This window comes from Saccharothrix sp. CCNWYY140 (assembly GCF_037401995.1).
In the GTDB taxonomy this organism is placed as follows: domain Bacteria; phylum Actinomycetota; class Actinomycetes; order Mycobacteriales; family Pseudonocardiaceae; genus Actinosynnema.
In genome coordinates this window covers 37,660-62,342 of the sequence record NZ_JBBEGC010000011.1, presented here as the reverse complement: position 1 = coordinate 62,342, position 24,683 = coordinate 37,660, and the positions used below count along the sequence as shown (strand labels likewise).

The following is a 24,683-nucleotide window of genomic DNA, read 5'->3' as shown; positions in this document are numbered from 1 at the left end:
GCATGGCCGACGCACTGCGGGACCTGTTGGACGGGCGTTGGGCGGCGCTGCGCCGCACGTCGTTGGAACTGCTGGGCAAGCTGGAGCCGCCGGGCGAGCTGGACCGGGAGTCCTATCGGGCCTGGGTGCTGGAGCAACTGCACGCGCTCGCGGACGGCGGCCACCCTCTCATCGGCTTTCCCGCCGAGTACGGCGGTCGGGACGACATCGGCGGGTCGGTGGTGGCCTTCGAGGTGCTCGGGTTCGGGGACCTGTCGCTGATGGTCAAGGCGGGTGTGCAGTGGGGCCTGTTCGGCGGCGCGGTGCAGGCGTTGGGGACCGAACGGCACCACGCCGAGCACCTGCCGGCGATCATGAACCTCGACTTGCCGGGCTGCTTCGCCATGACCGAGACCGGGCACGGGTCGGACGTGCAGCACCTGCGCACCACCGCCACCCACGACCCGGAGACCGACGAGTTCGTCGTTCACACCCCGGACGTGTCGGCGCGCAAGGACTACATCGGCAACGCCGCCCGTGACGGGCGGATGGCGGTGGTGTTCGCGCAACTGGTGAGCGGCGGGGCGGAACATGGCGTGCACGCGTTGCTGGTGCCGATCCGGGACTCCGACGGGAACTCGATGCCGGGTGTGCGCATCGAGGACTGTGGACCGAAAGCGGGGCTCAACGGTGTCGACAACGGGCGGTTGACGTTCGACCACGTGCGGGTGCCGCGCGCGAACCTTCTTGACCGGTACGGAAAAGTCGCCGCCGATGGCACGTACGCCAGCCCGATCGAGGGCGAGGGACGCCGGTTCTTCACCATGCTCGGCACGTTGGTGCGCGGGCGGATCAGCGTCGCCGGTGGAGCGGGAAGTGCGACGAAGAAAGCGCTTTCCATCGCTGTCCGGTACGCCGAGCGCCGGCGGCAGTTCAGTCGGCCCGACACCGGCGAGGAGGTCGTGGTCCTGGACTACCTGGCCCACCAGCGCCGCCTACTGCCCGCGTTGGCCACGACCTACGCGCTGCACTTCGCGCAGGAGGAGTTGGTGTCGGCGCTGCACGACGTGTCCGACGACCGGGCGCAGCGCGAACTGGAGTCCCGGGCCGCCGGGTTGAAGGCAGTGGCGACTTGGCACGCGACCGCGACCATCCAGGCGTGCCGGGAGGCGTGCGGCGGCGCGGGGTACCTGTCGGAGAACCTGTTGGCGGGCCTCAAGGCGGACACCGACGTGTTCACCACTTTTGAAGGCGACAACACCGTACTGCTGCAACTGGTCGCGAAAGGCCTGCTGACCAGCTACCGCGACCACGTGGGCGACCTGGATCCGTGGGGCATGGCGAGGTTCGTCGCCGACCAGGCCGTGAACGTGGTCATCGAGCGCACGGCGGCGCGGGCCATCATCGACCGGCTGGTCAGCGGCAGTTCCGACGCGCTGCTGGATCGGGGCTGGCAGGTCCGCCAGTTCGAGGATCGTGAACGGCATGTGCTGGAGGGCCTGGCGCGGCGGCTGCGACGTGCCACGCCGGACAACGCCTTCGAGGTGTTCAACGCGGCTCAGGACCACGTGCTGCACGCGGCCCGCGCCCACGTGGACCGGGTGGTGCTGGAAGCGTTCGTCGCGGCCGTCGACCGGTGCGCCGACGCTAGTGTGAGGGAGTTGCTGGACCGCGTGTGCGATTTGTACGCGTTGTCCGTCATCGAAGCGGACCGGGCCTGGTTCCTGGAGCACGGCCGGCTGACGCCCGCTCGGGCCAAGGCGGTGACCCAGGCGGTGAACGACCTGTGCCGGCTGCTGCGCCCCGACGCGCGGCGGCTGGTGGACGCGTTCGGCGTGCCGGAGTCCTGGTTGGGGGCTCCGATCATCGAGTGAGAAGGACACAATGGGCCGTATGGACGAGCTGACCGTAGGCCTGGCCGGGTACGTGCGCGCGGTGGCCCAGCAGGTCGGCGTCCCGCCGGAGGGCACGGAGTACGAGGTCAGCGACACCGTCACCGCGTACCTGGCGCTCGGCGAGGGCGCCGGGCGCGACCTCATGCTGGTGTGGAGCGACGTCCACGGCTGGTCGATCGCGGAGGAGACGGCGCCGTACGAGGACCCCGTGGTGCTGGCCCACCTCGGCCACCCGGTGGTGCCGCCGCCGCGGGTGGTGGCCCGGTTCGTGGCCGACGTGCTGGCCGGGCGGCCGGGCGGGGCGGAGCCGACCGCGAAGGGCAGCCGGCAGGCACTGGCCGTGCGGCTGCGCCCCTACGCCGACTAGGCCACGCCGAGGAAGCGGAGGCCGGCGGTAGTCCCGGCGGCCAGCAGCACGACCACGACGAACGGGGCCTTGCGCCAGGCCGCGATGCCGCCGACCAGCACGCCGGCCGGCAGTGCCCACCCCGCGAAGCCCTGGCCCTTGGTCAGGGACGAGACGGCCACCAGCGCCACCAGCAGGACGGTCGCGCTGATCGACATCAGTTCCTTGACCCGGTCGGGCAGGTGCAGCCGGTCGCGCAGCAGGGGGCCGGCCAGGCGGAAGGCGTAGGTGCCGGCGGCCAGGACGAGGATGGCGGTCAGGGGCACGTCCGGACCTCCTGTCGGGTGGTCATCGCCGCCGCCAGGCCGGTCAGGGCCAGCAGCACCGGGAGTCCGGCGGGCAGGAACGGGGTAGTCGCCAGCGCCACCGCCGAGCCGAGGAGGGCGGCGTTGCGGGTCCGGGAGTCCTTGAGGGCCGGGAGGGTCAGGGCGAGGAGGGCCGCCGGGAAGGCGGCGTCGAGGCCGAAGGCGCCCGGGTCGCCGATGGCCTGGCCGACCAGCGCGCCGGCCACGACGGCGAGGTTCCAGGCGGCGAACAGGGAGGTCCCGCACGCCCAGTAGGCCGCTCGCGCCTTCGCCGGGTCGCGCTGGGCGATGGCGAAGGCGACCGACTCGTCGATCAACAGGTGGCTGCCGATGAGCCGGGCGACCAGCCCGCGCCCCAGCACGTCGCCGACGGCCAGCCCGAACGGCAGGTGCCGGGCGTTGAGCACGAGCCCCGCCAACACCGCCGCCGCCGGACTGCCCCCACCAGCGACCACCCCGACCGCCATGAACTGCGAGCCACCGGCGAAGACCAGCAACGACATGACCACGGGCACCCACCAGGGCAACCCGGCCGCGACCGAGATCGCACCGAAGGAGGCACCGTTGACCGCGGCACCGGCAGCCACCGCGGCGACGTCACGCAGCAGCTCGGGGTCTAGAGTTCGCCATATCGAACGCATCGTCTTCCACGATGAACGGTCACGCAGCCGTTCGTCAAGGCGAACGATTGGACTGTCATGCCGAACACAGGTGCACCGCTGGAGGTCATCGCCGCCTCCCTGCGCCGAGAACGCGACCGCGTGGGCCTGTCGCTGAGCGAACTGGCCAAGCGGGCGGGGATCGCGAAGTCCACGCTGTCGCAGTTGGAGGCCGGCACCGGCAACCCGAGCGTCGAGACGCTGTGGGCATTGGGCGTGGCCCTGGGTGTCCCCTTCAGCCGCTTGGTCGACCCACCCACAACCCGCGTGCAGGTGATTCGAGCAGGTCAGGGCCCAGCGATCTACTCGGAACGCGCCCACTACACCGCGACCCTGCTCGCGTCCTGCCCACCGGGCGCGCGCCGGGACATCTACGTGCTGGACCTGGAACCGGGCAACCCCCGCGAGTCCGAACCGCACATGCCGGGCACGGTGGAGCACGCGATCGTGAGCCGGGGGCGGGTGTTGACGGGGCCGAAGAGCGACCCGGTCGAGCTGGGTCCGGGCGACTACGCGATGTATCCCGGCGACGTGCCGCACACAGCGCAGGCGTTGGAGCCGGGGACGTCGATGGTGCTGATCATGGAGCACATCTAGAACACCCGTTCGAGCGATCCTGATCAATCAGGAATATCCCGACAGCTCCTGCATGCAGATCACATCCTTGGCTCCTACGCTCGACCGCATGAGCGAGTACGCCACGGAGCCGGTCCAGATCCACGACGTCCCCGTGGACGTCGTGGAGACCCTCCGAGCTCGCGCATCCGCCGAGGGCCTGTCCCTTGACGCCTACCTGCGGGGAGCCCTCGTCGACCTGGCGAACACCCCGACGATGGCGGAGGTCTTCCAGCGCACCCGACTCCAGCCGCGCACGATCGACGTGGCCGAGTACGTGCGGGTCCTGCGGGAGATCCGGGAGGAGGAGTGAGCTTCTTCGCCGTTGTGGACAATTCGGCGCTGATCGAGTTCCTGCTCGGCAAGCGCCCCCACAAGAGGCTCGTCCAGACAATGCTGACGGGCACGCTCGCGGCTCCCGAACTGCTCGACGCCGAGGCGTTCAGCGTCCTGCGCCGGATGGTCCTGCACAGCGGACTGCCGGCGGACGAGGCGTACACCCACCTGCGCACCATCAGGGACGCGCCGATCACCCGCGTTGGCCACCGCGCGGTGATGGACACCGCATGGGACATGCGGAACGCGTTGTCCGCACACGACTCCTTCTACGTCGCGCTCGCGGACAGACTGGGAGTCCCCCTGATCACGTGCGACGCCAAACTCGCCGGTTCGAACGGTCACAGCGTGGAGATCGAACTGTTCGCCGTCTCCTGAAACGCCACGCGGCCCCGGCGGAGGTGCCGGGGCCGCGCGTCAGGACAGCGATGGGTTACCAGCCGCGCTCCGCCAGCCGGTGGGGCTGGGGGATCTCGTCGACGTTGATGCCCACCATCGCCTCGCCCAGGCCGCGGGAGACCTTGGCGATCACGTCCGGGTCGTCGTAGAAGGTGGTGGCCTTCACGATGGCCTCCGCGCGCTGCGCCGGGTTGCCGGACTTGAAGATGCCCGAGCCGACGAACACGCCCTCGGCGCCCAGCTGCATCATCATCGCCGCGTCGGCCGGGGTGGCGATGCCGCCGGCGGTGAACAGCACGACCGGCAGCTTGCCGGCCTCCGCGACCTCGCGGACCAGCTCGTAGGGCGCCTGGAGTTCCTTGGCGGCCACGTAGAGCTCGTCGGCGGGCAGGTTCTGGAGGCGGCGGATCTCCGCGCGGATCTTGCGCATGTGGGTGGTGGCGTTGGAGACGTCACCGGTGCCGGCCTCGCCCTTGGAGCGGATCATGGCCGCACCCTCGGTGATGCGGCGCAGCGCCTCGCCCAGGTTGGTCGCACCGCACACGAAGGGCACGGTGAACTGCCACTTGTCGATGTGGTTGGCGTAGTCGGCCGGGGTCAGCACCTCGGACTCGTCGATGTAGTCCACGCCCAGCGCCTGGAGGACCTGGGCCTCGACGAAGTGGCCGATGCGCGCCTTGGCCATGACCGGGATGGACACCGCGTTGATGATGCCGTCGATCATGTCCGGGTCGCTCATCCGGGACACGCCGCCCTGCGCGCGGATGTCGGCGGGCACGCGCTCGAGCGCCATGACCGCCACCGCGCCGGCGTCCTCGGCGATCTTGGCCTGCTCGGGGGTGACCACGTCCATGATCACGCCGCCCTTGAGCATCTCCGCCATGCCGCGCTTGACGCGGCCGGTGCCGGTGACGTGGGTACCGGAGTCGGTTTCAGTGGTCACGGCGAACCTTTCGAAGTCGAGTGGACGAACAGGCCAATCGTACGTCCGACGTGGACCCTCCAAGGAGGCCACTCCGACCCGTTCTCGGCAGGCCACTCACTGCTGCGCCGCAGGTAGTGGCCTACGCCACCCGAAGCGTCGGGCGGCGACCGATCAGCGGACATCCGCGTAGGCCCGGAACAACAGGGGCAGGTCGGCCGACCTTTGCGCCAACGCCTCCCAGCACCGGGCTACCAGTCCCCGCGCCTCCACGCCCGCCCACGGACGGGGCAGCAGCTCCGGCGGCAGCAGCGGGTCCGGCTCGACGGCCCGGGTGAACTCCGCCGCCAGTTCCACCGCGATCCGCAGCAACGACGCCCGGTCCGGCCCCTCCTCGATCAGGGCCAGCCGCTCCCGCGCGACCTCGGCGAGCCGGACGTGCCGGTCCGCGATTTCCCCCAACGGCCACAGCCGCGCGACCAGCGCCACCGCTCCCCGCTCCGTCCCGATGCGCAGGTCGGAGCTGGTCAGGAAGGTCACCGAGTCGAGCACCCCCAGCCGCTCGGCCTCGCCCTGGATCAACTCGTCCCAGTCGTGCGGCGACACGTAGAGACCGCCTTGCAGGGGCGCCCCGCCGAACCGGACGATGACGTCCCGGAACGCGTCCCGCGCCGGCCGCTGGGACTCCGGCACGGCGAACGCCACTAGGTGCCAGTTGCCGTCCCACGTCACCTCGCCGGCGTCCTGGCGGTACATGAACCGGACGAACTCGACGTCCGGCTCGGCGGCCCGCAGCGCGTCGGGCGTCATCCGCAGCACCCCGCGCCGCCCGCGGCCCTCCGCGCTGAACTTCCCCTCCGCGACCAGGCGCTTCACACACAGCCGCACCTGCTGGTCGGACATCCCGAGCGCGCCGGCGACGTCGTACAGCTCACCCGTGTCCACGGTCCCGTCGGCCCGCACGAGCGCTTCAACGACGGTCCTGGTTGGCACTTCCACGTCCATGTGTTCAAATCTACAACGATCGTAGCGAGAACGATAGTTTGGGGGATGTATGAAATTGTGGAAGGTGCTGGGCGTGCTCGTGGCGCTCGCGCTCGTGGCTGCCGGGTGGGTCGTCTACCAGCACGATTACGCGCTGAGAGAGGAACGGGTGACCATCGGCGGACCCGAGGGCGGCGGCGGTGGGGAGGCGGCGGGCGGCGACCCTCGGAGCGGCGGCGAGCTCCAAGGCGGCGGCCAAGGCAGCGGCGACGGGCTCAAAAGCGGCGGCCAAGGCAGCGGCGACGGGCTCAAAAGCGGCGGCCTCCAGAGTGGCGGTAACAGCGAAGGCAGCGGTGGTGAGCTCCAGGGCGTCCTGGCCCGTCCGGAGAGCGGCGAGCGGCACGGTCTCGTGGTGTTCGTCCACGGCGACGGCCCGATCGACGCCACCCACGACACCTTCTACCGCCCCCTCTGGGAAGCCTTCGCCCGCGCCGGCTACGCCTCCCTCTCCTGGGACAAGCCCGGCATCGCCGGCGCCCCCGGCAACTGGCTGCACCAGACCATGACCGACCGCGCCGACGAGGTCCGCCAAGCCATCGCCTGGGCCAAGACCCGACCCGACATCGACCCGAACCGCATCGGCCTGTGGGGCGCGAGCCAAGCCGGCTGGGTCATGCCCGCCGTCGCCGCCGACACCGACGTCCGCTTCATGATCGCCGTGGGCACCGCCGTCAACTGGTTGCGCCAAGGCCGGTACAACCTCCTGGCCGAACTCCCCGAGGGCGAAGACCCGCAAGCCGCGCTCGCCCGCCGCGAGTCCAGGCTCGACCTCGTCCGCCGCCGCGTTCCCTTCGACGAGTACCAGCGGAGCACCGGCGACCAGGAGATGACCCCGGACCGCTGGCGGTTCGTGCTGGCCAACTTCGAGTCCGACGCCACCGCCGACCTGGCCCGCGTGACGCAACCAGTACTCCTCCTGCTCGGCGACCACGACCGGAACGTCGACGTCACCGAAACCGAGACCACCTACCGCGGCCTGATCAAGGACGTGGAGGTGCACCGCTACCCGAACGCCACCCACGGACTCACCCGCGACACCAACCAGTTCCTCCTCACCGCCACCGCCATCGCCGCACCACGCGCGGTGTTCGCCCCCGGCGTCCTGGACGACCAGGTCCGGTTCCTGGAGCGGGTCCGATGAAGCTGGAGCGGGTCCGATGAAGGTCGTGGCCCTGGGCGGTGCGGGCGCGACGGGAGCGGTGGCCGCGCGGGTCGCCGCGAACCTGCCGAACGTCGACGAAGTGACGGTGGCCGACCGGGCCGGCGGCGTCCGCATCGACATCACCGACGACCGGGCGCTGCGCGACCTCCTCAAGCCCGCCGACGTCGTCCTCAACACGGTCGGCCCCTTCTACCGCTACGGCCCGACCGTCCTCGAAGCCGCGATCGACACCGGCACCCACTACCTCGACATCTGCGACGACTGGCAACCCACCCGCGACCTGCTCGCGCTGGACGGGGCCGCGCGCCGAGCCGGTGTGCGGGCCGTGGTCGGCATGGGCGCGAGCCCCGGCGCGAGCAACCTGCTGGCCGCGTTGGCGGTGCGCGAGCTGGACGTGGTCGAGGAGGTCCACACGGCCTGGCCGGCCGACGGCGACGGGGACACCGCGGCCACGGCGGCCGTGGTGCACTGGATGCTCCAGATCAGCGGCCGGATCGCCGTGGTCGACAACGGCGAGATCACCGAGGAACTGCCCCTGCGGCCGGTCACCCTGACCCTGCCCAGCGGCGCGTCGGGCACCGCCCACACGGTCGGCCACCCGGAGCCGCTGACCTTCCACACCACGTTCCGCCCGCGCCGGGCGACCACCCTCATGGTCGCCCGGCCGACCACGATCGCCTACCTGGACGTGCTGCGGCACGACATCGACCGGGGCCGCCTGACCCCCGACACCGCCGCCACCGCCCTGCTGCACCCCACCCCGGGCCGCCTGGCCAGGTCGTTGCTCCACCGCCCCGCCGGCCCCGGCACCCTGCCGCGCTTCTTCGCCGTGGCCACCGGCGGCGGCCGGGCGGTGGAAGCGCGCCTGGACCACCCGACCCTCCTGGACGACATGGCCGAGGCGACCGGCCTGCCGCTGGCGCTCGCCCTGGCCCAGCTGGACACCGTGCCGCCGGGCGTGCACGCGCCCGAAGCGGTCCTCGACCCGGACCGGTTCTTCCACGACCTGGCCCGCCACCACCCCGACGCGACCACGACGGTGATCCGGTGACTCTGCGTGCACCACCGGGCGGGTTCCTCCTGCCGGGGCACTTGGGGTTGTCCCATCGCCGCCACGGGTGTGAGATCGAACACTAAACACTTGTGGAGGGCGGTCATCATGGCAGTGAAAACCTCCGACAACGGCCACTCGGCAGGCGCGGTCGCTGTGGACGACCCGGCCAAGGTCCGCAACGTCGTGCTGGTCGGCCCGTCCGGCTCCGGCAAGACCACGCTCACCGAGGCCCTGCTCGCCACCACCGGCGTCCTGACCCGAGCGGGTTCGGTCACCGAGGGCAACACGGTCTGCGACCACGACCCCGCCGCCGTGCGGCAGCAGCGGTCGGTCGGCCTGGCCGTCGCCCCCGTCAAGCACGGGGACGTGAAGATCAACCTGATCGACACACCCGGGTACGCCGACTTCGTCGGTGAGCTGCGCGCCGGGTTGCGCGCCGCCGACGCGGCGCTGTTCGTGGTCAGCGCGGCCGAGGGCGTCGACGCGTCGACCATCGCGCTGTGGGAGGAGTGCGCGGCGGTCGGGATGCCGCGGGCCGTGGTGATCGCCCGCACCGACCACCACCGCGCCGACGTGATGGCGGAGATCGCGGCCTGCCAGGACGCCTTCGGCGCCGGCGTGGTCCCGCTGTACCTGCCCGGCGAGGACGACGCCCTGGTCAACCTGCTGACCACCGAGGACCCGCGCTACGAGGAGCAGCGCAACGCCCTGATCGAGGGGATCATCGCCGAGAGCGAGGACGAGACCCTCATGGACCGCTACCTGGGCGGCGAGGCGATCGACCAGGCGACCCTGGTCGCCGACCTGGAGACCGCGGTGGCGCGGGGCTCGTTCCACCCGGTCATGCCGGTGTGCGCGCTGACCGGCCAGGGCCTGACCGAACTGCTCGACGGCATCTCCCGCGCGTTCCCCTCCCCGCTGGAGCACCCCCTGCCGGACGTGACCGGCCTGGACGGCATCCCGCAGCCCCGCCTGGCCGCGGACCCGGACGGCCCGCTGGTCGCCGAGGTCGTGCGCACCGCGGTGGACTCCTACGTCGGCCGCGTGTCGCTGGTCCGGGTCTTCTCCGGCACGCTGCGCCCCGAGCGCCCGGTCCACGTCTCCGGCCACGGTATGGCCGACCGGGGCCACGAGGACCACGACGCCGACGAGCGGGTAGCCCACGTCTACTCCCCGCTCGGCGCGAACCTCCGCGAGGTCCCCTACTGCGTGGCCGGCGACCTGTGCGCGCTGACCAAGCTGGGTTCGGCGGAAACCGGCGACACCGTCTCCGCCCCCGAGAAACCCCTGCTGATGACTCCGTGGGAGATGCCCGAACCGCTCCTCCCGGTCGCGGTGGTCCCCCGGTCGCGCAGCGACGAGGACAACCTCGCCCGCAACCTGAGCAAGCTGGTCGCGGGCGACCCGACCCTGCGCCTGGAGCGCAACTCCGAGACCCACCAGCTGGTCCTGTGGTGCATGGGCGAGGCCCACGCGGACGTCGTCCTGGCCCGCCTGCGCGCCGGCGGCGCCGAGGTGGACACCGAACCGGTCCGCGTGGCGTTGCGGGAAACCTTCGCCGCCCAGTCCAAGGGCCACGGCCGGCACGTCAAGCAGTCCGGCGGCCACGGCCAGTACGCGGTCTGCGACGTCATCGTCGAGCCGTTGCCGCGCGGCTCGGGCTTCCAGTTCGTGGACAAGATCGTGGGCGGCGCGATCCCCAACCAGTTCATCCCCAGCGTGGAGAAGGGCGTACGGGCCCAGCTCGAACGCGGCCTGCACGGCGGCTACCCGGTGGTGGACGTCAAGGTCACCCTGGTGGACGGCAAGGCCCACTCGGTCGACTCCTCCGACGCGGCCTTCCAGACCGCGGGCTCCCTGGCCCTCAAGGACGCCGCCGCGAACGGCAAGATCCAACTGCTGGAACCGATGGACGAGCTGGCCATCCGCCTGCCCGACGAACACCTGGGCACCGTCCTGGGCGACCTGTCCGGCCGCCGCGGCCGGGTCCTGGGCACCGAAGCCGACACCGCGGGCTACACGATCATCCGCGCCGAGGTCCCCCAGACCGAACTGCTGAGGTACGCGATCGAACTGCGCTCCCTGACCTCGGGCACCGGCACCTACACCCGCCACTTCTGTCGCTACGACCCCCTCCCCCAATCCCTGGCCGCGCAAGCGAAGTGACCACCGCGCACCTTCCGACCGCCGCACCCGGACGACGGTCGGAAGACGCGCGTGCTCAGGTGTTCTGCGGGAAGCCCAGGTTCACGCCGCCGTGCGACGGGTCGAGCCAGCGGCCGGTCACGACCTTGGTCCGGGTGTAGAAGTGGACGCCCTCCGGCCCGTATGCGTGCGAGTCGCCGAACAGGGAGTCCTTCCACCCGCCGAACGAGTAGTACGCCACCGGCACGGGGATCGGCACGTTCACGCCGACCATCCCCACCTCGACCTCGTTCTGGAACCGCCGCGCCGCGCCGCCGTCGTTGGTGAAGATCGCCGTGCCGTTCCCGTACGGGTTGGCGTTGACGACCTCCACCGCCTCGTCGTAGCTGCCGGCACGCATCACCGACAGGACCGGCCCGAAGATCTCGTCCCGGTAGATCGACATGTCCGTCCCGACGTGGTCGAACAGGGTCGGACCCAGCCAGAACCCCTCGGCAGCGCCGTCGATCGGGTGCCCACGCCCGTCCACCACCAGCGAAGCACCCTCGGCCACACCAGTGTCCACATAGGACACGACCCGGTCCCGGTGTGCCCCGGTCACCAAAGGCCCCATCTCGCACCCCGGCCGACGACCGTCCCCGACGTGCAGCCGGGCGATGCGCTCCTCGATCTTCGCCACCAGCTCGTCGCCCACCGGGTCCACGGCGACCACGACCGAGATCGCCATGCACCGCTCCCCCGCCGACCCGAACCCGGCGGACACCGCCGCGTCCGCCGCCAGGTCGAGGTCGGCGTCCGGCAGCACGACCATGTGGTTCTTGGCACCGCCCAACGCCTGCACGCGCTTGCCGTGCCGGGTCCCGGTCTCGTAGACGTACCGGGCGATCGGCGTCGACCCCACGAACGACACCGCCTTGACGTCCGGGTGCTCCAGCAACCGGTCCACGGCCACCTTGTCCCCGTGCACCACGTTCAGCACCCCGTCCGGCAACCCGGCCTCGGCGAACAGCTCCGCGATGAACACCGACGCCGAAGGGTCTTTCTCGGAGGGCTTCAGCACCACGGTGTTGCCGCACGCGATCGCGTTGGGCACGAACCACAGCGGCACCATCGCGGGGAAGTTGAACGGCGAGATCACGCCCACCACGCCCAGCGGCTGCTGGATGGAGTAGACGTCCACCTTCGTGGATGCGTTCTCGCTGAACCCGCCCTTGAGCAGGTGCGGGATGCCGCAGGCGAACTCGACCGCCTCCAACGCCCGCTGCACCTCGCCCGCCGCGTCGGAGAGCACCTTGCCGTGCTCGGCGGTCACGATCGCCGCCAGCTCGGACTTGCGCGCGTTCAACAGCTCCCGGAACGCGAACATGACGTTGGCCCGCTGCGCCAGAGAAGCGCCGCGCCACACCGCGAAAGCCTCCCGCGCCGCCGCGACCGCTTCGTCCACAGTGGACGCGTCAGCGTAGTCCACCCGAGCCGCCACCTGCCCGGTGGCCGGATCGTAGACGTCACCGCTGCGCGCATTCTCGCCCTGCCACGACTTCCCGCCGATCCAGTGGGTGATCTTCACAGCACGTCTCCCAGGATGCCCAGTGCTTCCTCGACCTCGTCCTCGGTCACCGTCATCGGCGGCGCGAGCCGGATCACGTTGCCGTACAAGCCGCCCTTGCCCACCAGCAGCCCGCGCTCCCGCGCGCCCTCCAGCACGCCGGCGGCCTTCTTCGGGTCCGGCTCACCGCCCGGTCCGACCAGCTCGACGCCCACCATCAGGCCCTTGCCGCGCACGTCCCCGACGGCCGGCCGGTCCTCGGCGATGGCGCGCAGGCCGTCGATGAGCCGCTCGCCCATCTTCTCCGCGTTCTGCTGCAAGTCGTTGTCCAGCAGGAAGTTCAGCGTCGCCAACGCGCCGGTCGTGGACACCGGGTTGCCGCCGAAGGTGGAGATGGAGTTCGCGGTGATGCAGTCCATCAGGTCGCCGCGCGCCACGACGCCGCCGATCGCCAGGCCGTTGCCCAGGCCCTTGGCGAAGGTCATCGCGTCGGGGACCACCCCGTGCGCCTGGATGCCCCAGAAGTGCGAGCCGGTGCGGCCCCAGCCGGTCTGCACCTCGTCGGAGACGAAGAGGATGCCGTACTCGTCGAGGACTTCCTTGAACGCGCCGAACAACCCGTCCGGCGGGGTCGCGAAGCCGCCCACGCCCTGGATCGGCTCGGCGATCATGCACGCCACGTCGCCGGCGGTGGTCGTCTCGATGACCTCGCGCAGGTCGGCGACGCACGCCTTGACGTAGTCGGCGTCGGAGTAGTCCTTGAAGGGGCTGCGGAACCGGTAGCCGCCGTGCACCCAGCTCACCTTCACCGGGCTGAGCGAGGACGCCGACCAGCCCCGGTTGCCGGTGATCGCCTGGCTGGCGAAGGAACGCCCGTGGTAGGAGTTGCGCAGGGCGAGGACCTGGTCGCTGCGCCGGAACTGGGTGGCCAGCATGAGCGCGGTCTCGTTGGCCTCGGTGCCGGAGTTGGTGAAGAAGACCTTGGCGTCCGGGATGCCCGACAGCTCCGCGATCTTCTCCGCCAGCTCGACCTGGGACCGGATCAGGTACAGCGTCGAGGTGTGCAGGACGCCGGTGGCGAGCTGGGACCGGATGGCGTCGCTGATCTCGGCCACGTCGTAGCCGATCGCGTTGGTCAGGATGCCCGCGAAGAAGTCCAGGTAGGTGCGGCCGTCGCGGTCGGTGACCCGTCGGCCGGAGGCACTGGCCAACTCGATGGGGTTGTCGTAGTAGAGGGCGAGCCACTTCGGCATCACCGCGCGGTGCCGGGTCAACAGCTGATCACCTTCGGTGGGTGACATCGCGTCCTCCTCGTCGGGTCCCTGCCCGGAAGTGTGGTGGGACCGCGCGGGTGCTCGCCATGCACAACCTGTACCGCTTTTCGGGTCTTGGCATTACGTTGTGTCCATGTACCCCACGGTGGCGGAAGCCTTGGCCCTGCCAGTGGTCCGGCGCGGTGAGCCGAGGGTGCTCGCGGGAGCGGCCGGGATGCAGCGGCGGGTGCGGTGGGTGCACGCGGCGGAGGTCGCCGACATCGCCCACCTGCTGCGCGGTGGCGAGCTGGTGCTGACCACCGGGATCGCGCTGCCCGACGACCCGGCGGGGCTGCGGAAGTACGTCGACGACCTGGCCGCCGTGGGGGCGTCCGGGCTGGTTGTGGAGCTGGTGCGGCGGTGGAGCGACGGCGTGCCGGGCGCGCTGGTGGCCGCCGCCGAACGGCACGGGCTGCCGCTGGTGGCGCTGGCGCGGGAGACGCGGTTCGTCGCGGTGACCGAGGCCGTGGTGTCGCTGATCGTGGACGCCCAGCTCACCGAGCTGCGGGCGGCGGAGCAGGTGCACGAGACGTTCACGGCGCTGACCGTGGCCGGCGCGGAGCCCGCGGAGGTGCTGCGCGAGGTGGCGCGGACGTCCGGGCTGCCCGTCGTGCTGGAGACCCTCGGGCACGAGGTGCTCGCCTACGACGCCGCCGGCCAGGACCCGACCGCGCTGCTCGCCGACTGGGGCACGCGGTCGCACGCCGTCACCGTGTCGGAGCGGACGGCGTACCACGAAGGCGCGGGCTGGCTGGTGACCGTCGTCGGGGCGCGCGGCGCGGACTGGGGCCGGCTCGTGGTGGTGACCCCGGAACCGCCGCCGCACCGGCTGGTCGTGGTCGCCGAACGGGCGGCGTCGGCGCTGGCCGTGCACCGGCTGGTGGCGCGGGACCGGGAGTCGCTGGAACGCCAGACCCACCGGACGTTGCTGACCCAGCTGCTCGGCCACCCGCCGCACGACCTGCCCGCGCGGGCGGCGGCCCTGGGCGTGCCACTCGAACGGCGGCAGCTGGTGGGAGTCGCGATCCGGCCGGGTGCGGCGTCGGTGCCCGCGCAAGCGCTCGCCACCCAGGAGGTGTTGCGGGACCTGGCGGAGGCGACGGCGTTGGCGACCCGGCGGGTGACCGTGCCCGCGCTGGTCGGGGTCGTGGACGACACCTCCGTGCGCGCTCTGCTGTCGCTGCCGCCCGCCGCCGGGCTGGACGGTGTGCTGCGGCGCCTGGCGCGCGAGGTGCACCGGACCGCCGCCGCGACCCAGCACGCGTTGCCCGTGGTGATGGCCGTGGGGACGACGGTGTCCTCGGTGCCGGACGTGCGGCGCAGCCTCGGTGAGGCCGCCCACATCGCCGGCGCGGCACTGCGGTCGCCCGGGACCCGGCTGTACCACCGGCTCGACGACGTCCGGCTGCGCGGCCTGCTGCACCTGCTGCGCGACGACGAGCGGGTCCGGGCGTTCGCGGACCGGGAACTGGGCACGCTGGCCGCCCGGGACGCGGGCCAGGGCAGCCGGTTGCTGGAGCTGCTGCGGTGCTACTGCGAGCACGGGGGCAACAAGTCGGCGGCGGCAGCGGCGGCGCACCTGTCGCGGACGGCGTACTACCAGCAGTTGGGGCGGATCGAGCAGGTGCTGGGGGTGTCGCTGGAGGACCCGGAGTCGGTGCTCTCGCTCTACGTGGCCCTGCTCGTGCGCGAGATGGCGGACTGACCGGCGCGGAGGACGTCCCCCGCGCCGGTCGGGTCGGGCTCAGCCCTCGACGGGGGCGTCCACCGGCGGCTTGGCCACGTCGGGCAGCGACGACGGCACGTCGGGCACGTCCGGCAGCTTCGGCTGCTGCACGTTGGGCAGCTTGATCTCCGGCGGGGTGATCGAGCTCGGCGCGGCCGGGAGCGCGACGCCCTTGGTCAGGCTGCGCTCCTCCTCCGCCGTCGGCGCCTCGACCGGCAGCTTCGGCGTCTCCAGGGCGGCCTGGGCCTCGGGCAGCGCGACCGGCAGCTTCACGGTCTTGGCGTCCAGCAGGTCGGTGACCTGCTTGGTGACGTCGAAGTCGACCTTGGGGGCCTCACCCAACTTGCCCTCGGCGAGGTCGGGCGCCTCGGCGGCCGAAGCGGCCCCGGCCATGAGCGGCGAGGCACCGACGGCGAGGAGGGCGGCGGCACGCAGGATTCCGCGGGTGCGGTGTGCAGACACGATGTTCCTAACCTTTTGGGGACCGATCACTTGACCTCTCCGACATCGGCACCCACCCCGAACTTCCACACCCGCTCGATAGGGTGACTGACACTGCGTATCGCCAAGTCACCCGAACGAGGCCCCCCGTTGGACGGAGACTTAGCCAACACCCTGACCGGCTCCCCCACCGGCCCGGTCGTGCAGGCAGGCACCATCAAGGGCAACCTCCACTTCCACCCCTCGCCCCCACCGGTCGCGATCAACCAGTTGCCGCCGTCCGTGCCGCACTTCGTGGGCCGCGCCGATGAACTCGCCACCCTGACCGAGCACCTCGACACCGACGCCTTCCCGATCACCTACATCGCGGGCAGCGCCGGCGTCGGGAAGACGACGCTCGCCGTGCACTGGGCGCACCGGTGCCGCGACCGCTTCCCGGACGGGCAGCTCTACGTCGACCTGCGGGGATTCGGCCCGGACGAGCCGCTGAGTCCCGCCGCGGCGGTCCGCCGCTTCCTCGACGCGTTCCAGGTGTCCGGGGACCGACTGCCCGTCGACCCCGAGTCGCAGGCCGCGATGTTCCGGAGCCTGGTGCAGGACAAGCGGGTCCTCGTGCTCTTGGACAACGCCGTGGACGCCGACCAGATCCGTCCCCTGCTGCCCGGCAGCCCCACCTGCGCGGTGCTGATCACCAGCCGCAACCTGCTGCCCAGCCTCGTCGCCCGGGAACAGGCCAGGCAGGTCGTCCTCGACGTGCCGACCCTGGAGGAGGCCCGTGCGATCCTGTCGATCCACCTCGGCGCGGACCGGGTGCGCGCCGACAGCCGTGCGGCGGACGCCCTCGTCGAGCGCTGTGCCCGCCTGCCGATCGCCCTCACGATCGCCGGGGCGCAAGCGGTGACCGAGGCGCACCGCCCCCTCGACCGCATCGCCACCGCGTTGGCGGAACTGGCCACCGACGACAGCCCCCACACCGACCTCCAGGCGATCTTCGCCTCCTCCTACCGCGCCCTGCCCCCGGACGCCGCCCGCCTGTTCCGACTGCTCAGCCTGCACCCCGGCCCCGACATCGGCGAGGACGCCGCGGCGAGTCTCGCGGGCCGGCACCCGATCCGGCCGCTGCTGACCACCCTCATCCGGTTCTCCCTGCTGACCGAGCACGCACCCGGCCGCTTCCGCTCCCACGACCTGCTGCGCGAGTACGCCGCCGAACTCGCCGGGGCGGCCGAGCCCGAGGAGGCGGCGATCACGCGGCTGCTCGACCACTACCTGCACACCGCGCGGGCCGGTGAACGCCTGCTCTACCCGCGCCGCTCGCCCATCCCGTTCGACCCGCCCGCACCCGGCACCACGACCACGCCCCTGGCCGACCCCCTGGCCGCGATGCGGTGGTTCGCCCATGAGCACACGAACCTCCTGCGCGTGCTCGACCTCGCAGAGCAGCGCGGGATGACGGGCCACGTCTGGCGGCTGCCGTGGACCATGTCGTCGTACTTCGGGTGGCGGGGGCACTGGAGCGACTGGGCAGCCACCCAACGAAAGGCAGCGCGGGCCGCACTGAGCGAAGGCGCCGCGGAAGCCGCAGTGGTGCCCCTGCGCTTGCTCGGCCGCATCCACATGCTCAATCGCCGTTACGAGGACGCGGTCGAGATGCTCGAGGCCGCCCTCCGAATCTCGACCGAGCCCGCCGAAGAAGCCCACGTCCACCACATGATGAGCTTCGCGCGCCTGCGGCTCGGCCACCGGGCCGACGCGATGCGCCATGCGCGCCAGGCGCTCGGCTTGGCCCGCCGGGCCGGTCACCCCATAGCCGAAGCACGTTCCCTGGCCCAACTCGGTCGGGTCCTCGACGAGGTTGGTGAACACCGAGGCGGATTGGCGCACTTCCGCCGGGCGGCCGAGATCCTCTCGGCGGAGGACGACCTGCTCAACCTCGCCAGCGCCCTGAACGCCATCGGACGGTCGCTCCACCACCTCGGCGACCACCGCAGGGCCGTCGAGTACTACGGGGTCGTCGCTGCCCTCGAACGGGCGTGGGGCGACGTGTGGTCGCTGGCCCGCACCCTCGACCGCCTCGGCGACGCCCAGGACGCGCTCGGGGACCGCACCGCCGCCCGCAGTGCTTGGACCGAGGCGCTGTCACTGCTGGTCGAGATCGACCACCACGACGCCGACCTCGTCTCGGCGAAACTGGAGCGCGCGTGACGGTCCCGTGCCCGGGGGACGGGGGCACGGGACCGCTCGCTCACCGGACCCCGGAGGCTAGGGGTTGGTGATGCCCAGGGTGTACGCCCCCGAGCCGCTGTACGCGTGGACCCGGTAGCGGTAGTACCCAGGCGTCCCGTTGTAGGTCACCGACTCGTTGGCCTCCGGGCTGTCGCCCTTCGCCACCACGACCCACGAGCTGCCGTTCCACTTCTGGAGGTACAGGTCGAAGTCCGCGCCGGTCGGGCCGACCAGGCAGCCGACGTGCGCGCCCGAGACCGTGGACTGGTAGTAGCTGCCGCCCGGCTGGTAGGCCTGCCCGCCCGACGCCAGCGAGCCGTTGTACCTGGCTTCCGAAGAGGAGCAGCCGGTGGGCGGGTTGGGGTCGCCGCCCCCGCCGGTCACCAGGGACAGGCCGTAGGTCTGCAAGATCTCGTTGACCGGCTGGAAGTACGTCGTGCCGCCCGACGAGCAGTTGCCCGAACCGCCCGAGGTCACGCCCTGGGCCTGGTTGCCGGCCAGCAGGGAGCCGCCGGAGTCGCCCGGCTCGGCGCACACCGTGGTCTGGATCAGGCCGGTCACGGTGCCCTGCGGGTAGCTCACCGACGAGTTGCGGGCCTGGATGGTGCCGCAGTGCCAGCCCGTGGTGGAACCCGAGCGGCAGACCGTGGCGCCCACGGCCGCGTCCTGCGAGCCGGCCACGGAGACCGTGCCGCCGGAGTAGTTGTTCACCAGGCCGCGCGGGGTGTTGCCGGCCGCCACCTGCACCCAGGCGTAGTCGTTGCCGGGGAAGCTGGAGCCGCGGAAGGTGCCGCTCGGGTTGGACGTCGTGGCGCCGGTCGTGCCGCAGTGGCCGGCCGTCACGAAACCGCCGTTGACCGAGAAGCCCACCGAGCACCGGGTGCCGCTGCCGATCGTGTAGGCGTTGCCGCCGATGACGTCGATCAGCGGGCGCGGGGACTCGTCGGTCGTCACGTACCGCACGGCCGACGCCGCGACACCGCTGCCCGCCACGAACGCCCGCGCGGCGGCCAGCCCGGCCGGGTGCGACTTCACGACCACCGAGTTGCCGGCCACGTCCACGTACCAGCCCGGCACCGACCGCGGCGCCGCGCTCGCCCGACCGTCCAACTTGGACTTCAGGGCGTCCAGTTCGCGCTCGCTGTGCCGCACCACCCGACCGCCGGGGTACGCGGCGGCGTCGGTGACGGCGACCTGGAGGGCGCCGGACGAGTCGATCCACGCCCCGCCGAACCGGTCGGCCAGCCGCTTGCGCAGGCCGGCGGCGGTCGCGCTGGACGCCTTGTCCGCCGCCAGCCGCGCCCGCGCCTGCTCGGCGGACAGGCCGAGGTCGCGCTGGATCGCCGACAGGATCTCGGCGTCCTGGCCCGAGGCGTCCTGACTCGACGCCTGGGCACCCGGAGCGGCCACCACACCGGCCACCAGGGCCGCCGCGACCACGAGCGGTCTCAACAGTCTTGACATGGGGATTCTCCTCGAAGGGAGTGCAGGGATTCCCCGTGAAAAGTAATTCCGCCCGTCCGTTCGCGGTAATACCGCTTCGGTCATAAGACCCGGTGATGGCCAAGCAAAAAATCAGACCGCGGCGTGGTGCGGCACCGCCCCGAATTCCGGGTGGTCGGCGAGCCAGCCCGTGTACCGGGGGTTGCGCTCGGCCTTCTCCCGGTAGGCCTCCGCCGCGTACCGCAGGACCTGCGGTCCCAAAGCCGCCGCCGCGCTCTCCGGGTCCCAGCCGATCAGGTGCCGCCAACGCAGCGGCACGCCCGCGATGGGCAGCACCGCCAGGCCCGGCGTGCGGCGGAACGTCGGCTGGCACAGCGCGATCACGTCACCGGACTGCGCCAGGTCGATGCAGCCCATGATGTCCACCTCGTACAGCGTGCGCGGGGCGAACCCGGCCCGCGTGCAGGCCGCCGAGAAGCAGTCGCCGAAGCACCCGTCGCCGGGCGTCGCGGCCCACTGCATGTCCTTGAGCGCCGACAGCGGCACCTCGTCGAGCAGGGTCAGCGGGTGGTCCTCGGAGATCAGCACGCACACCGGGTCCACGGCGACGACGCTCCAGGTCAGCCCGTACTCCGAGGGCGGCGGCGCGTCACCGCACACCCCGACCAGCACGTAGTCCAGCCGCCCCTGCGCCACGGCCCCCGCCAGCTCCTCCCCCGACCAGGACACCTGGGTGCCGACGTGCGAGCCGGGGTGCGCCTCGGTCAGCCGGTGCACCAGGCCGCCGAGCATCGGCCCGTTCACCGCGCCCACCCGGAACCGGTCGCTGGGCTGGTCCTCGTCCACCAGGCGCAACGCGTCCTCCTGCAAACGGGAGAACGCGGGCAGGAGCACCCGGGCGCGTTCGAGCACCAGTTCGCCCAGCGCGGTGGGTCGCGCGCCCTTGTGGTCGCGGTCGAACAGCTTGCCGCCGAGCAGTCCCTCGATGCGGTGCAGTTGGGCGGTCAGGGCGGGTTGGGCCAGTCCCAGCACGGAGGAGGCCTTGGACAGGCTGCCCGCGTCGGCGATGGCGCAGACCACCCGCAGGTGCCGCAGTTCGAGCTTCACCCACCCGAAGGTAGGGACTGTGAACGGGGGTGTCGAGGGCCACCGCCGGTGCCCCGGCCCCGCTGACCGGGCCGGTCGGAGTGGCAATGGACAGAGTGTGCCCTGATCATGGCAAACGTGGACACTTCGACACTGCCCTTCGCACGCGGGCCGACCCGAGGATGCCGGGATGAACAACGCGCCGATTCGCCCTGGTGGACGGTGTTTCACGAGCGTAACAGGGGAGTGACCGATGGCCCTCGACTCCGCAACCCAGGTCACATCCGATCCTGACGGCCGCGTGGAGCTGCGCGACCACTCCGCCATCTCCGACAGCCCGCACTACAACCCCGAGCTCGCACCCGTGCCGCTCGAACAGCGCACGTGGACCACCTACAACTTCTTCGCGCTGTGGATGGGCATGGCGCACAACATCCCCAGCTACACCCTGGCCGCGTCGCTGGTCGCGCTGGGGATGGACTGGGTGCAGGCGTTCGTGACCATCACCCTGGGCAACCTGATCGTGCTGGTGCCCATGCTGCTCAACAGCCACGCGGGCACGAAGTACGGCATCCCGTTCCCGGTGTTCGCCCGCGCGTTCTACGGGATCCGGGGCGCGAACCTGGTGGCGTTGCTGCGGGCGTTCATCGCGTGCGCGTGGTTCGGCATCCAGACGTGGGTGGGCGGCAAGGCGCTGCACGTCATCGTCGGGCGGCTGGCCGGCGACGGGTGGGTGAACGCGCCCGTCGTGCTGGGCCAGGTGTGGACGCTGTGGCTGTGCTTCCTGGGCTTCTGGGTGGTGCAGATGCTGGTGATCTGGCGCGGCATGGACGCCATCCGCCGGTTCGAGAACTGGACCGCTCCCCTGGTCAGCGTCGGGTTCCTGGTCCTGCTGGCCTACGTGGCGATCAAGGCGGGCGGCTTCGGCCCGATCCTGTCCGAGCCGTCCAAGCTGGGGTGGGGCCCGGAGTTCTGGAAGGTGTTCTTCCCGGCCCTGATGGGCATGATCGCGTTCTGGTCGACGCTGTCGCTGAACATGCCCGACTTCACGCGGTTCGGCGGCAGCCAGCGCAAGCAGGCCGTGGGTCAGGTGCTCGGCCTGCCCACGACGATGTCGTTCATCGCGCTGGTGGCCATCCTGACCACGTCCGGCGCGATGGCGCTCTACGGCGAGGCGATCTGGGACCCGGCGGAGCTGGCGAGCCGGTTCGACTCGACCGCGGTGGTGCTGGTGGCGCTGGTCGCGCTGGTGCTGGCGACCATCTCGGCCAACCTCGCGGCCAACGTGGTCAGCCCGTCCTACGACTTCTCCAACGCGTTCCCCAAGAAGATCTCCTTCGCGCTGGGCGGGTTGATCACCGGGGTGATCGGCATCGTGATCCAGCCGTGGCGGCTGATCTCCGACCCGAGCATCTACATCTTCGCGTGGCTGGGCTTCTACGGCGGTCTGCTGGCGTCGGTGGCCGGGGTGTTCGTCGCGGGCTACTGGCTGATCTCGAAGACCCGGCTGGAGCTGCCCGACCTGTACCTGTCCGGGCGCGGCGCCTACTGGTTCCGCGCGGGCTGGAACTGGCGGGCGGTGCTGGCCACCGCCGTGGGCTCGGTGCTCGCGGTGGGCGGCGCGTACGGGGGTCCGTTCCCCGCGGACGGCCTGATCCCGGTGCTGAAACCGCTCTACGACTACAACTGGGTCGTCGGCCTGCTCGGCGGCCTCCTCGTCTACCTGGCGCTTGCGCCGCGGAGGGAGCACGCGTGAGCAACATCGTCCGCGCAGGGCTGGTCCAGCAGAAGTGGACCGGCGACAAGGAGTCGATGATCGCGAACGCGGTGGAGGCGGTCCGCACCGCCGCGTCGCAGGGCGCGCAGGTCGTGTGCCTGCAAGAGCTGTTCTACGGGCCGTACTTCTGCCAGGTGCAGGACGCGGACTACTACTCCTACACCGAGGGCATCCCCGACGGGCCGACCACCGAGCTGATGTGCCAGGTGGCCGAGCAGAACGGCGTCGTGCTCGTCGTGCCGATGTACGAGCAGGAGCAGCCGGGCGTCTACTTCAACACCGCCGCCGTGATCGACGCCGACGGCACCTACCTGGGCAAGCACCGCAAGAACCACATCCCGCAGGTGAAGGGGTTCTGGGAGAAGTTCTACTTCCGGCCCGGCAACCTGGGCTACCCCGTGTTCGACACGGCGGTGGGCAAGGTCGGCGTCTACATCTGCTACGAGCGGCACTTCCCCGAGGGCTGGCGGGCGCTGGGGTTGGGCGGCGCGCAGATCGTGTTCAACCCGTCCGCGACCTCGCGCGGGCTGTCGGAGTACCTGTGGCGGCTGGAGCAGCCGGCGGCGGCCGTGGCCAACGAGTACTACGTCGGCACGATCAACCGGGTTGGCGTGGAACCGTTGGGGGACAACGAGTTCTACGGCCAGTCGTACTTCGTGGACCCCCGCGGCCAGCTCGTGGGCGAGGCGGCGTCGGACACGGAGGAGGAGGTCGTCGTGCGCGACCTCGACATGGACAAGCTGGCCGAGGTGCGCGACCTGTGGGCGTTCTACCGCGACCGCCGCCCCGACTCGTACGAATCGCTGGTGAAGCCATGACGATCCTGATCAAGGGCGGCCTGGTGGTCAACGCCACCGGGGCCGTCGCGGCCGACGTGCTGGTGGACGGCGAGAAGATCGCCGCCCTGGTCGCGCCCGGCTTTCCCGTGCAGGCCGACGAGACGATCGACGCCGCCGGGAAGTACGTGATCCCCGGCGGGATCGACGCGCACACCCACATGGAGATGCCCTTCGGCGGCACGTTCTCCGCCGACACGTTCGCCACCGGCACCACGGCGGCGGCGTGGGGCGGGACGACGACCATCATCGACTTCGCGGTGCAGGCCAAGGGCACGTCCCTGTTGTCCACGTTGGACAAGTGGCACGCGAAGGCGGACGGGAACTGCGCGATCGACTACGGGTTCCACATGATCGTCTCCGACGTGACCGACACGTCGTTGAAGGAGATGGAGTCCTGCGTCGAGGCGGGCGTGAACACGTTCAAGATGTTCATGGCCTACCCCGGCGTCTTCTACGCCACCGACGGCGAGATCCTGCGCGCGATGCAGAAGGCCCGCGAGACCGGGTCCACGATCATGATGCACGCCGAGAACGGCATCGCGATCGACCAGCTGGTGGCGCAGGCGCTGGCGTCGGGGCGCACCGACCCGGTGGAGCACGGCCTGACCCGGCCGGCCGAGCTGGAGGGGGAGGCGACCTCGCGGGCGATCACGCTGGCCCGTGTGACCGGCGCGCCGCTCTACATCGTGCACCTGTCGGCGGCGCAGGCGCTGGACGCGGTGACCAAGGCCCGTGACACCGGGCAGAACGTGTTCGCCGAGACGTGCCCGCAGTACCTGTACCTGTCGCTGGAGGACCTGGCCAAGCCCGATTTCGAGGGCTCGAAGTACGTGGCCTCTCCCCCGCTGCGGCCCAAGGAGCACCAGTCGGAGCTGTGGCGGGGGCTGCGCACCAACGACCTGTCGGTGGTGTCGACCGACCACTGCCCGTTCTGCTTCAAGGACCAGAAAGAGCTCGGGCGCGGGGACTTCTCCAAGATCCCCAACGGGATACCCGGCGTCGAGCACCGGATGGACCTGCTGCACCAGGGCGTGGTGAAGGGCGAGATCAGCGTGGAGAGGTGGGTGGAGATCTGCTCGACCACCCCGGCGCGCATGTTCGGCCTGTACCCGCGCAAGGGGGTGGTGGCGCCCGGCGCGGACGCCGACCTCGTGGTGTACGACCCGAAACCCCGCCAGACGATCTCGGCGACCACGCACCACATGAACGTGGACTACTCGGCGTACGAGGGCATGGAGATCACCGGCCGGGTGGACACCGTGCTCTCGCGCGGCCGGGTGGTCGTGGACGGCGCGGGCTTCCACGGCTCGACCGGCCACGGCCGGTTCCTCTCCCGCGACCTGAACCAGTACCTGGTGTGAGGGG

22 protein-coding genes are annotated in these 24,683 nt (G+C 71.3%); 13 read left to right on the top strand and 9 right to left on the bottom strand.

Going from position 1 to position 24,683, the window contains the following annotated elements; all coding sequences use genetic code 11:
- The first annotated feature begins 2 nt into the window (after positions 1–2).
- Both WBN91_RS09050 and WBN91_RS09045 read left to right on the top strand, forming a co-directional pair.
- Positions 3–1,853, top strand: coding sequence for an acyl-CoA dehydrogenase family protein (locus WBN91_RS09050; protein ID WP_337721964.1), 1,851 nt, complete (start codon positions 3–5; stop codon positions 1,851–1,853).
- A 19-nt stretch (positions 1,854–1,872) separates the two neighbouring features.
- On the top strand, positions 1,873–2,241 hold the full coding sequence (locus tag WBN91_RS09045; RefSeq protein WP_337721965.1) for a DUF6292 family protein: 369 nt from the start codon (positions 1,873–1,875) through the stop codon (positions 2,239–2,241).
- Here the strand turns inward: WBN91_RS09045 and WBN91_RS09040 are convergent.
- The gene (locus tag WBN91_RS09040; protein ID WP_337721966.1) at positions 2,238–2,546 is read right to left on the bottom strand and encodes an AzlD domain-containing protein; all 309 of its coding nucleotides are present in this window, start codon (positions 2,544–2,546) and stop codon (positions 2,238–2,240) included. The two genes, WBN91_RS09045 and WBN91_RS09040, sit on opposite strands and share 4 nt — an antisense overlap.
- Positions 2,537–3,226: an AzlC family ABC transporter permease gene (locus WBN91_RS09035; protein WP_337721967.1), complete on the bottom strand. Its 690-nt coding sequence runs from the start codon at positions 3,224–3,226 to the stop codon at positions 2,537–2,539. Before WBN91_RS09035 ends, WBN91_RS09040 begins: the two co-directional genes overlap by 10 nt.
- Positions 3,227–3,283: 57 nt before the next feature.
- On the opposite strand from WBN91_RS09035, the gene WBN91_RS09030 reads away from it, so the two are divergent.
- The 3 genes from WBN91_RS09030 (at position 3,284) to WBN91_RS09020 (ending at position 4,573) form a co-directional block, all read left to right on the top strand.
- Entirely contained in the window at positions 3,284–3,841 is a 558-nt protein-coding gene (locus tag WBN91_RS09030) for a helix-turn-helix domain-containing protein (protein WP_337721968.1), read from the top strand.
- A gap of 88 nt (positions 3,842–3,929) precedes the next feature.
- Positions 3,930–4,172, top strand: a complete 243-nt coding sequence (locus tag WBN91_RS09025) for a hypothetical protein (protein WP_337721969.1) — start codon at positions 3,930–3,932, stop codon at positions 4,170–4,172.
- Positions 4,169–4,573 (top strand): type II toxin-antitoxin system VapC family toxin, encoded by a 405-nt coding sequence (locus WBN91_RS09020; RefSeq protein ID WP_337721970.1) that lies wholly within the window; start codon positions 4,169–4,171, stop codon positions 4,571–4,573. The genes WBN91_RS09025 and WBN91_RS09020 overlap by 4 nt, the downstream gene beginning before the upstream one ends.
- 55 nt (positions 4,574–4,628) lie before the next feature.
- Here WBN91_RS09020 and pdxS read toward each other — a convergent pair whose 3' ends face one another.
- Together pdxS and WBN91_RS09010 are read right to left on the bottom strand one after the other, a co-directional pair.
- Positions 4,629–5,537: a pyridoxal 5'-phosphate synthase lyase subunit PdxS gene (gene pdxS, locus WBN91_RS09015; RefSeq protein WP_337721971.1), complete on the bottom strand. Its 909-nt coding sequence runs from the start codon at positions 5,535–5,537 to the stop codon at positions 4,629–4,631.
- 153 nt (positions 5,538–5,690) lie between these two features.
- Positions 5,691–6,521 (bottom strand): PaaX family transcriptional regulator C-terminal domain-containing protein, encoded by an 831-nt coding sequence (locus WBN91_RS09010; RefSeq protein WP_337721972.1) that lies wholly within the window; start codon positions 6,519–6,521, stop codon positions 5,691–5,693.
- Positions 6,522–6,570: 49 nt separating this feature from the next.
- Here WBN91_RS09010 and WBN91_RS09005 point away from each other — a divergent pair, with 49 nt between their 5' ends.
- The 3 genes from WBN91_RS09005 (at position 6,571) to WBN91_RS08995 (ending at position 10,942) form a co-directional block, all read left to right on the top strand.
- The gene (locus WBN91_RS09005) at positions 6,571–7,701 is read left to right on the top strand and encodes an alpha/beta hydrolase family protein (protein WP_337721973.1); all 1,131 of its coding nucleotides are present in this window, start codon (positions 6,571–6,573) and stop codon (positions 7,699–7,701) included.
- 16 nt (positions 7,702–7,717) lie between these two features.
- A complete protein-coding gene (locus WBN91_RS09000) occupies positions 7,718–8,773 on the top strand; it encodes a saccharopine dehydrogenase family protein (RefSeq protein ID WP_337721974.1) in 1,056 nt (351 codons plus the stop codon).
- Positions 8,774–8,881: 108 nt separating this feature from the next.
- Complete coding sequence (locus tag WBN91_RS08995) at positions 8,882–10,942, top strand: elongation factor G-like protein EF-G2 (RefSeq protein WP_337721975.1); 2,061 nt, start codon at positions 8,882–8,884, stop codon at positions 10,940–10,942.
- 55 nt (positions 10,943–10,997) lie between these two features.
- Here the strand turns inward: WBN91_RS08995 and WBN91_RS08990 are convergent, their stop codons facing one another.
- Both WBN91_RS08990 and WBN91_RS08985 read right to left on the bottom strand, forming a co-directional pair.
- Positions 10,998–12,488, bottom strand: a complete 1,491-nt coding sequence (locus WBN91_RS08990) for a CoA-acylating methylmalonate-semialdehyde dehydrogenase (protein WP_337721976.1) — start codon at positions 12,486–12,488, stop codon at positions 10,998–11,000.
- Positions 12,485–13,768, bottom strand: coding sequence for an aspartate aminotransferase family protein (locus tag WBN91_RS08985; RefSeq protein ID WP_337721977.1), 1,284 nt, complete (start codon positions 13,766–13,768; stop codon positions 12,485–12,487). The genes WBN91_RS08990 and WBN91_RS08985 overlap by 4 nt, the downstream gene beginning before the upstream one ends.
- Before the next feature lie 106 nt (positions 13,769–13,874).
- Here WBN91_RS08985 and WBN91_RS08980 point away from each other — a divergent pair, with 106 nt between their 5' ends.
- A complete protein-coding gene (locus tag WBN91_RS08980) occupies positions 13,875–15,485 on the top strand; it encodes a PucR family transcriptional regulator (protein ID WP_337721978.1) in 1,611 nt (536 codons plus the stop codon).
- A gap of 39 nt (positions 15,486–15,524) precedes the next feature.
- Here WBN91_RS08980 and WBN91_RS08975 read toward each other — a convergent pair whose 3' ends face one another.
- Entirely contained in the window at positions 15,525–15,968 is a 444-nt protein-coding gene (locus tag WBN91_RS08975) for a hypothetical protein (RefSeq protein ID WP_337721979.1), read from the bottom strand.
- Between the two features lie 129 nt (positions 15,969–16,097).
- Here WBN91_RS08975 and WBN91_RS08970 point away from each other — a divergent pair, with 129 nt between their 5' ends.
- Positions 16,098–18,152: an ATP-binding protein gene (locus WBN91_RS08970; RefSeq protein WP_337721980.1), complete on the top strand. Its 2,055-nt coding sequence runs from the start codon at positions 16,098–16,100 to the stop codon at positions 18,150–18,152.
- A gap of 57 nt (positions 18,153–18,209) precedes the next feature.
- Here the strand turns inward: WBN91_RS08970 and WBN91_RS08965 are convergent, their stop codons facing one another.
- Both WBN91_RS08965 and WBN91_RS08960 read right to left on the bottom strand, forming a co-directional pair.
- Positions 18,210–19,637, bottom strand: coding sequence for a S1 family peptidase (locus WBN91_RS08965; protein WP_337721981.1), 1,428 nt, complete (start codon positions 19,635–19,637; stop codon positions 18,210–18,212).
- Positions 19,638–19,748: 111 nt separating this feature from the next.
- Positions 19,749–20,723: a LysR family transcriptional regulator gene (locus WBN91_RS08960; RefSeq protein ID WP_337721982.1), complete on the bottom strand. Its 975-nt coding sequence runs from the start codon at positions 20,721–20,723 to the stop codon at positions 19,749–19,751.
- A 232-nt stretch (positions 20,724–20,955) separates the two neighbouring features.
- Between WBN91_RS08960 and WBN91_RS08955 the strand changes: the two genes are divergently transcribed.
- The 3 genes from WBN91_RS08955 to hydA are packed head-to-tail and all read left to right on the top strand — an operon-like array spanning position 20,956 to position 24,679.
- A complete protein-coding gene (locus WBN91_RS08955; RefSeq protein ID WP_337721983.1) occupies positions 20,956–22,458 on the top strand; it encodes an NCS1 family nucleobase:cation symporter-1 in 1,503 nt (500 codons plus the stop codon).
- Entirely contained in the window at positions 22,455–23,297 is an 843-nt protein-coding gene (locus tag WBN91_RS08950; protein WP_337721984.1) for a nitrilase-related carbon-nitrogen hydrolase, read from the top strand. The genes WBN91_RS08955 and WBN91_RS08950 overlap by 4 nt, the downstream gene beginning before the upstream one ends.
- On the top strand, positions 23,294–24,679 hold the full coding sequence (hydA, locus tag WBN91_RS08945) for a dihydropyrimidinase (RefSeq protein ID WP_337721985.1): 1,386 nt from the start codon (positions 23,294–23,296) through the stop codon (positions 24,677–24,679). The genes WBN91_RS08950 and hydA overlap by 4 nt, the downstream gene beginning before the upstream one ends.
- The last annotated feature ends 4 nt before the right edge of the window (positions 24,680–24,683 follow it).

What these genes read in the sequence shown, in the direction of transcription:
- WBN91_RS09050 (WP_337721964.1), top strand. Translation starts at nt 3, where the DNA reads ATGGCCGACGCACTGCGGGACCTGTTGGACGGGCGTTGGGCGGCGCTG.
- WBN91_RS09045 (WP_337721965.1), top strand. Translation starts at nt 1,873, where the DNA reads ATGGACGAGCTGACCGTAGGCCTGGCCGGGTACGTGCGCGCGGTGGCC.
- WBN91_RS09035 (WP_337721967.1), bottom strand. Translation starts at nt 3,226, where the DNA reads ATGCGTTCGATATGGCGAACTCTAGACCCCGAGCTGCTGCGTGACGTC.
- WBN91_RS09030 (WP_337721968.1), top strand. Translation starts at nt 3,284, where the DNA reads ATGCCGAACACAGGTGCACCGCTGGAGGTCATCGCCGCCTCCCTGCGC.
- WBN91_RS09025 (WP_337721969.1), top strand. Translation starts at nt 3,930, where the DNA reads ATGAGCGAGTACGCCACGGAGCCGGTCCAGATCCACGACGTCCCCGTG.
- WBN91_RS09010 (WP_337721972.1), bottom strand. Translation starts at nt 6,521, where the DNA reads ATGGACGTGGAAGTGCCAACCAGGACCGTCGTTGAAGCGCTCGTGCGG.
- WBN91_RS09005 (WP_337721973.1), top strand. Translation starts at nt 6,571, where the DNA reads ATGAAATTGTGGAAGGTGCTGGGCGTGCTCGTGGCGCTCGCGCTCGTG.
- WBN91_RS09000 (WP_337721974.1), top strand. Translation starts at nt 7,718, where the DNA reads ATGAAGGTCGTGGCCCTGGGCGGTGCGGGCGCGACGGGAGCGGTGGCC.
- WBN91_RS08995 (WP_337721975.1), top strand. Translation starts at nt 8,882, where the DNA reads ATGGCAGTGAAAACCTCCGACAACGGCCACTCGGCAGGCGCGGTCGCT.
- WBN91_RS08985 (WP_337721977.1), bottom strand. Translation starts at nt 13,768, where the DNA reads ATGTCACCCACCGAAGGTGATCAGCTGTTGACCCGGCACCGCGCGGTG.
- WBN91_RS08980 (WP_337721978.1), top strand. Translation starts at nt 13,875, where the DNA reads ATGTACCCCACGGTGGCGGAAGCCTTGGCCCTGCCAGTGGTCCGGCGC.
- WBN91_RS08965 (WP_337721981.1), bottom strand. Translation starts at nt 19,637, where the DNA reads ATGTCAAGACTGTTGAGACCGCTCGTGGTCGCGGCGGCCCTGGTGGCC.
- WBN91_RS08955 (WP_337721983.1), top strand. Translation starts at nt 20,956, where the DNA reads ATGGCCCTCGACTCCGCAACCCAGGTCACATCCGATCCTGACGGCCGC.
- hydA (WP_337721985.1), top strand. Translation starts at nt 23,294, where the DNA reads ATGACGATCCTGATCAAGGGCGGCCTGGTGGTCAACGCCACCGGGGCC.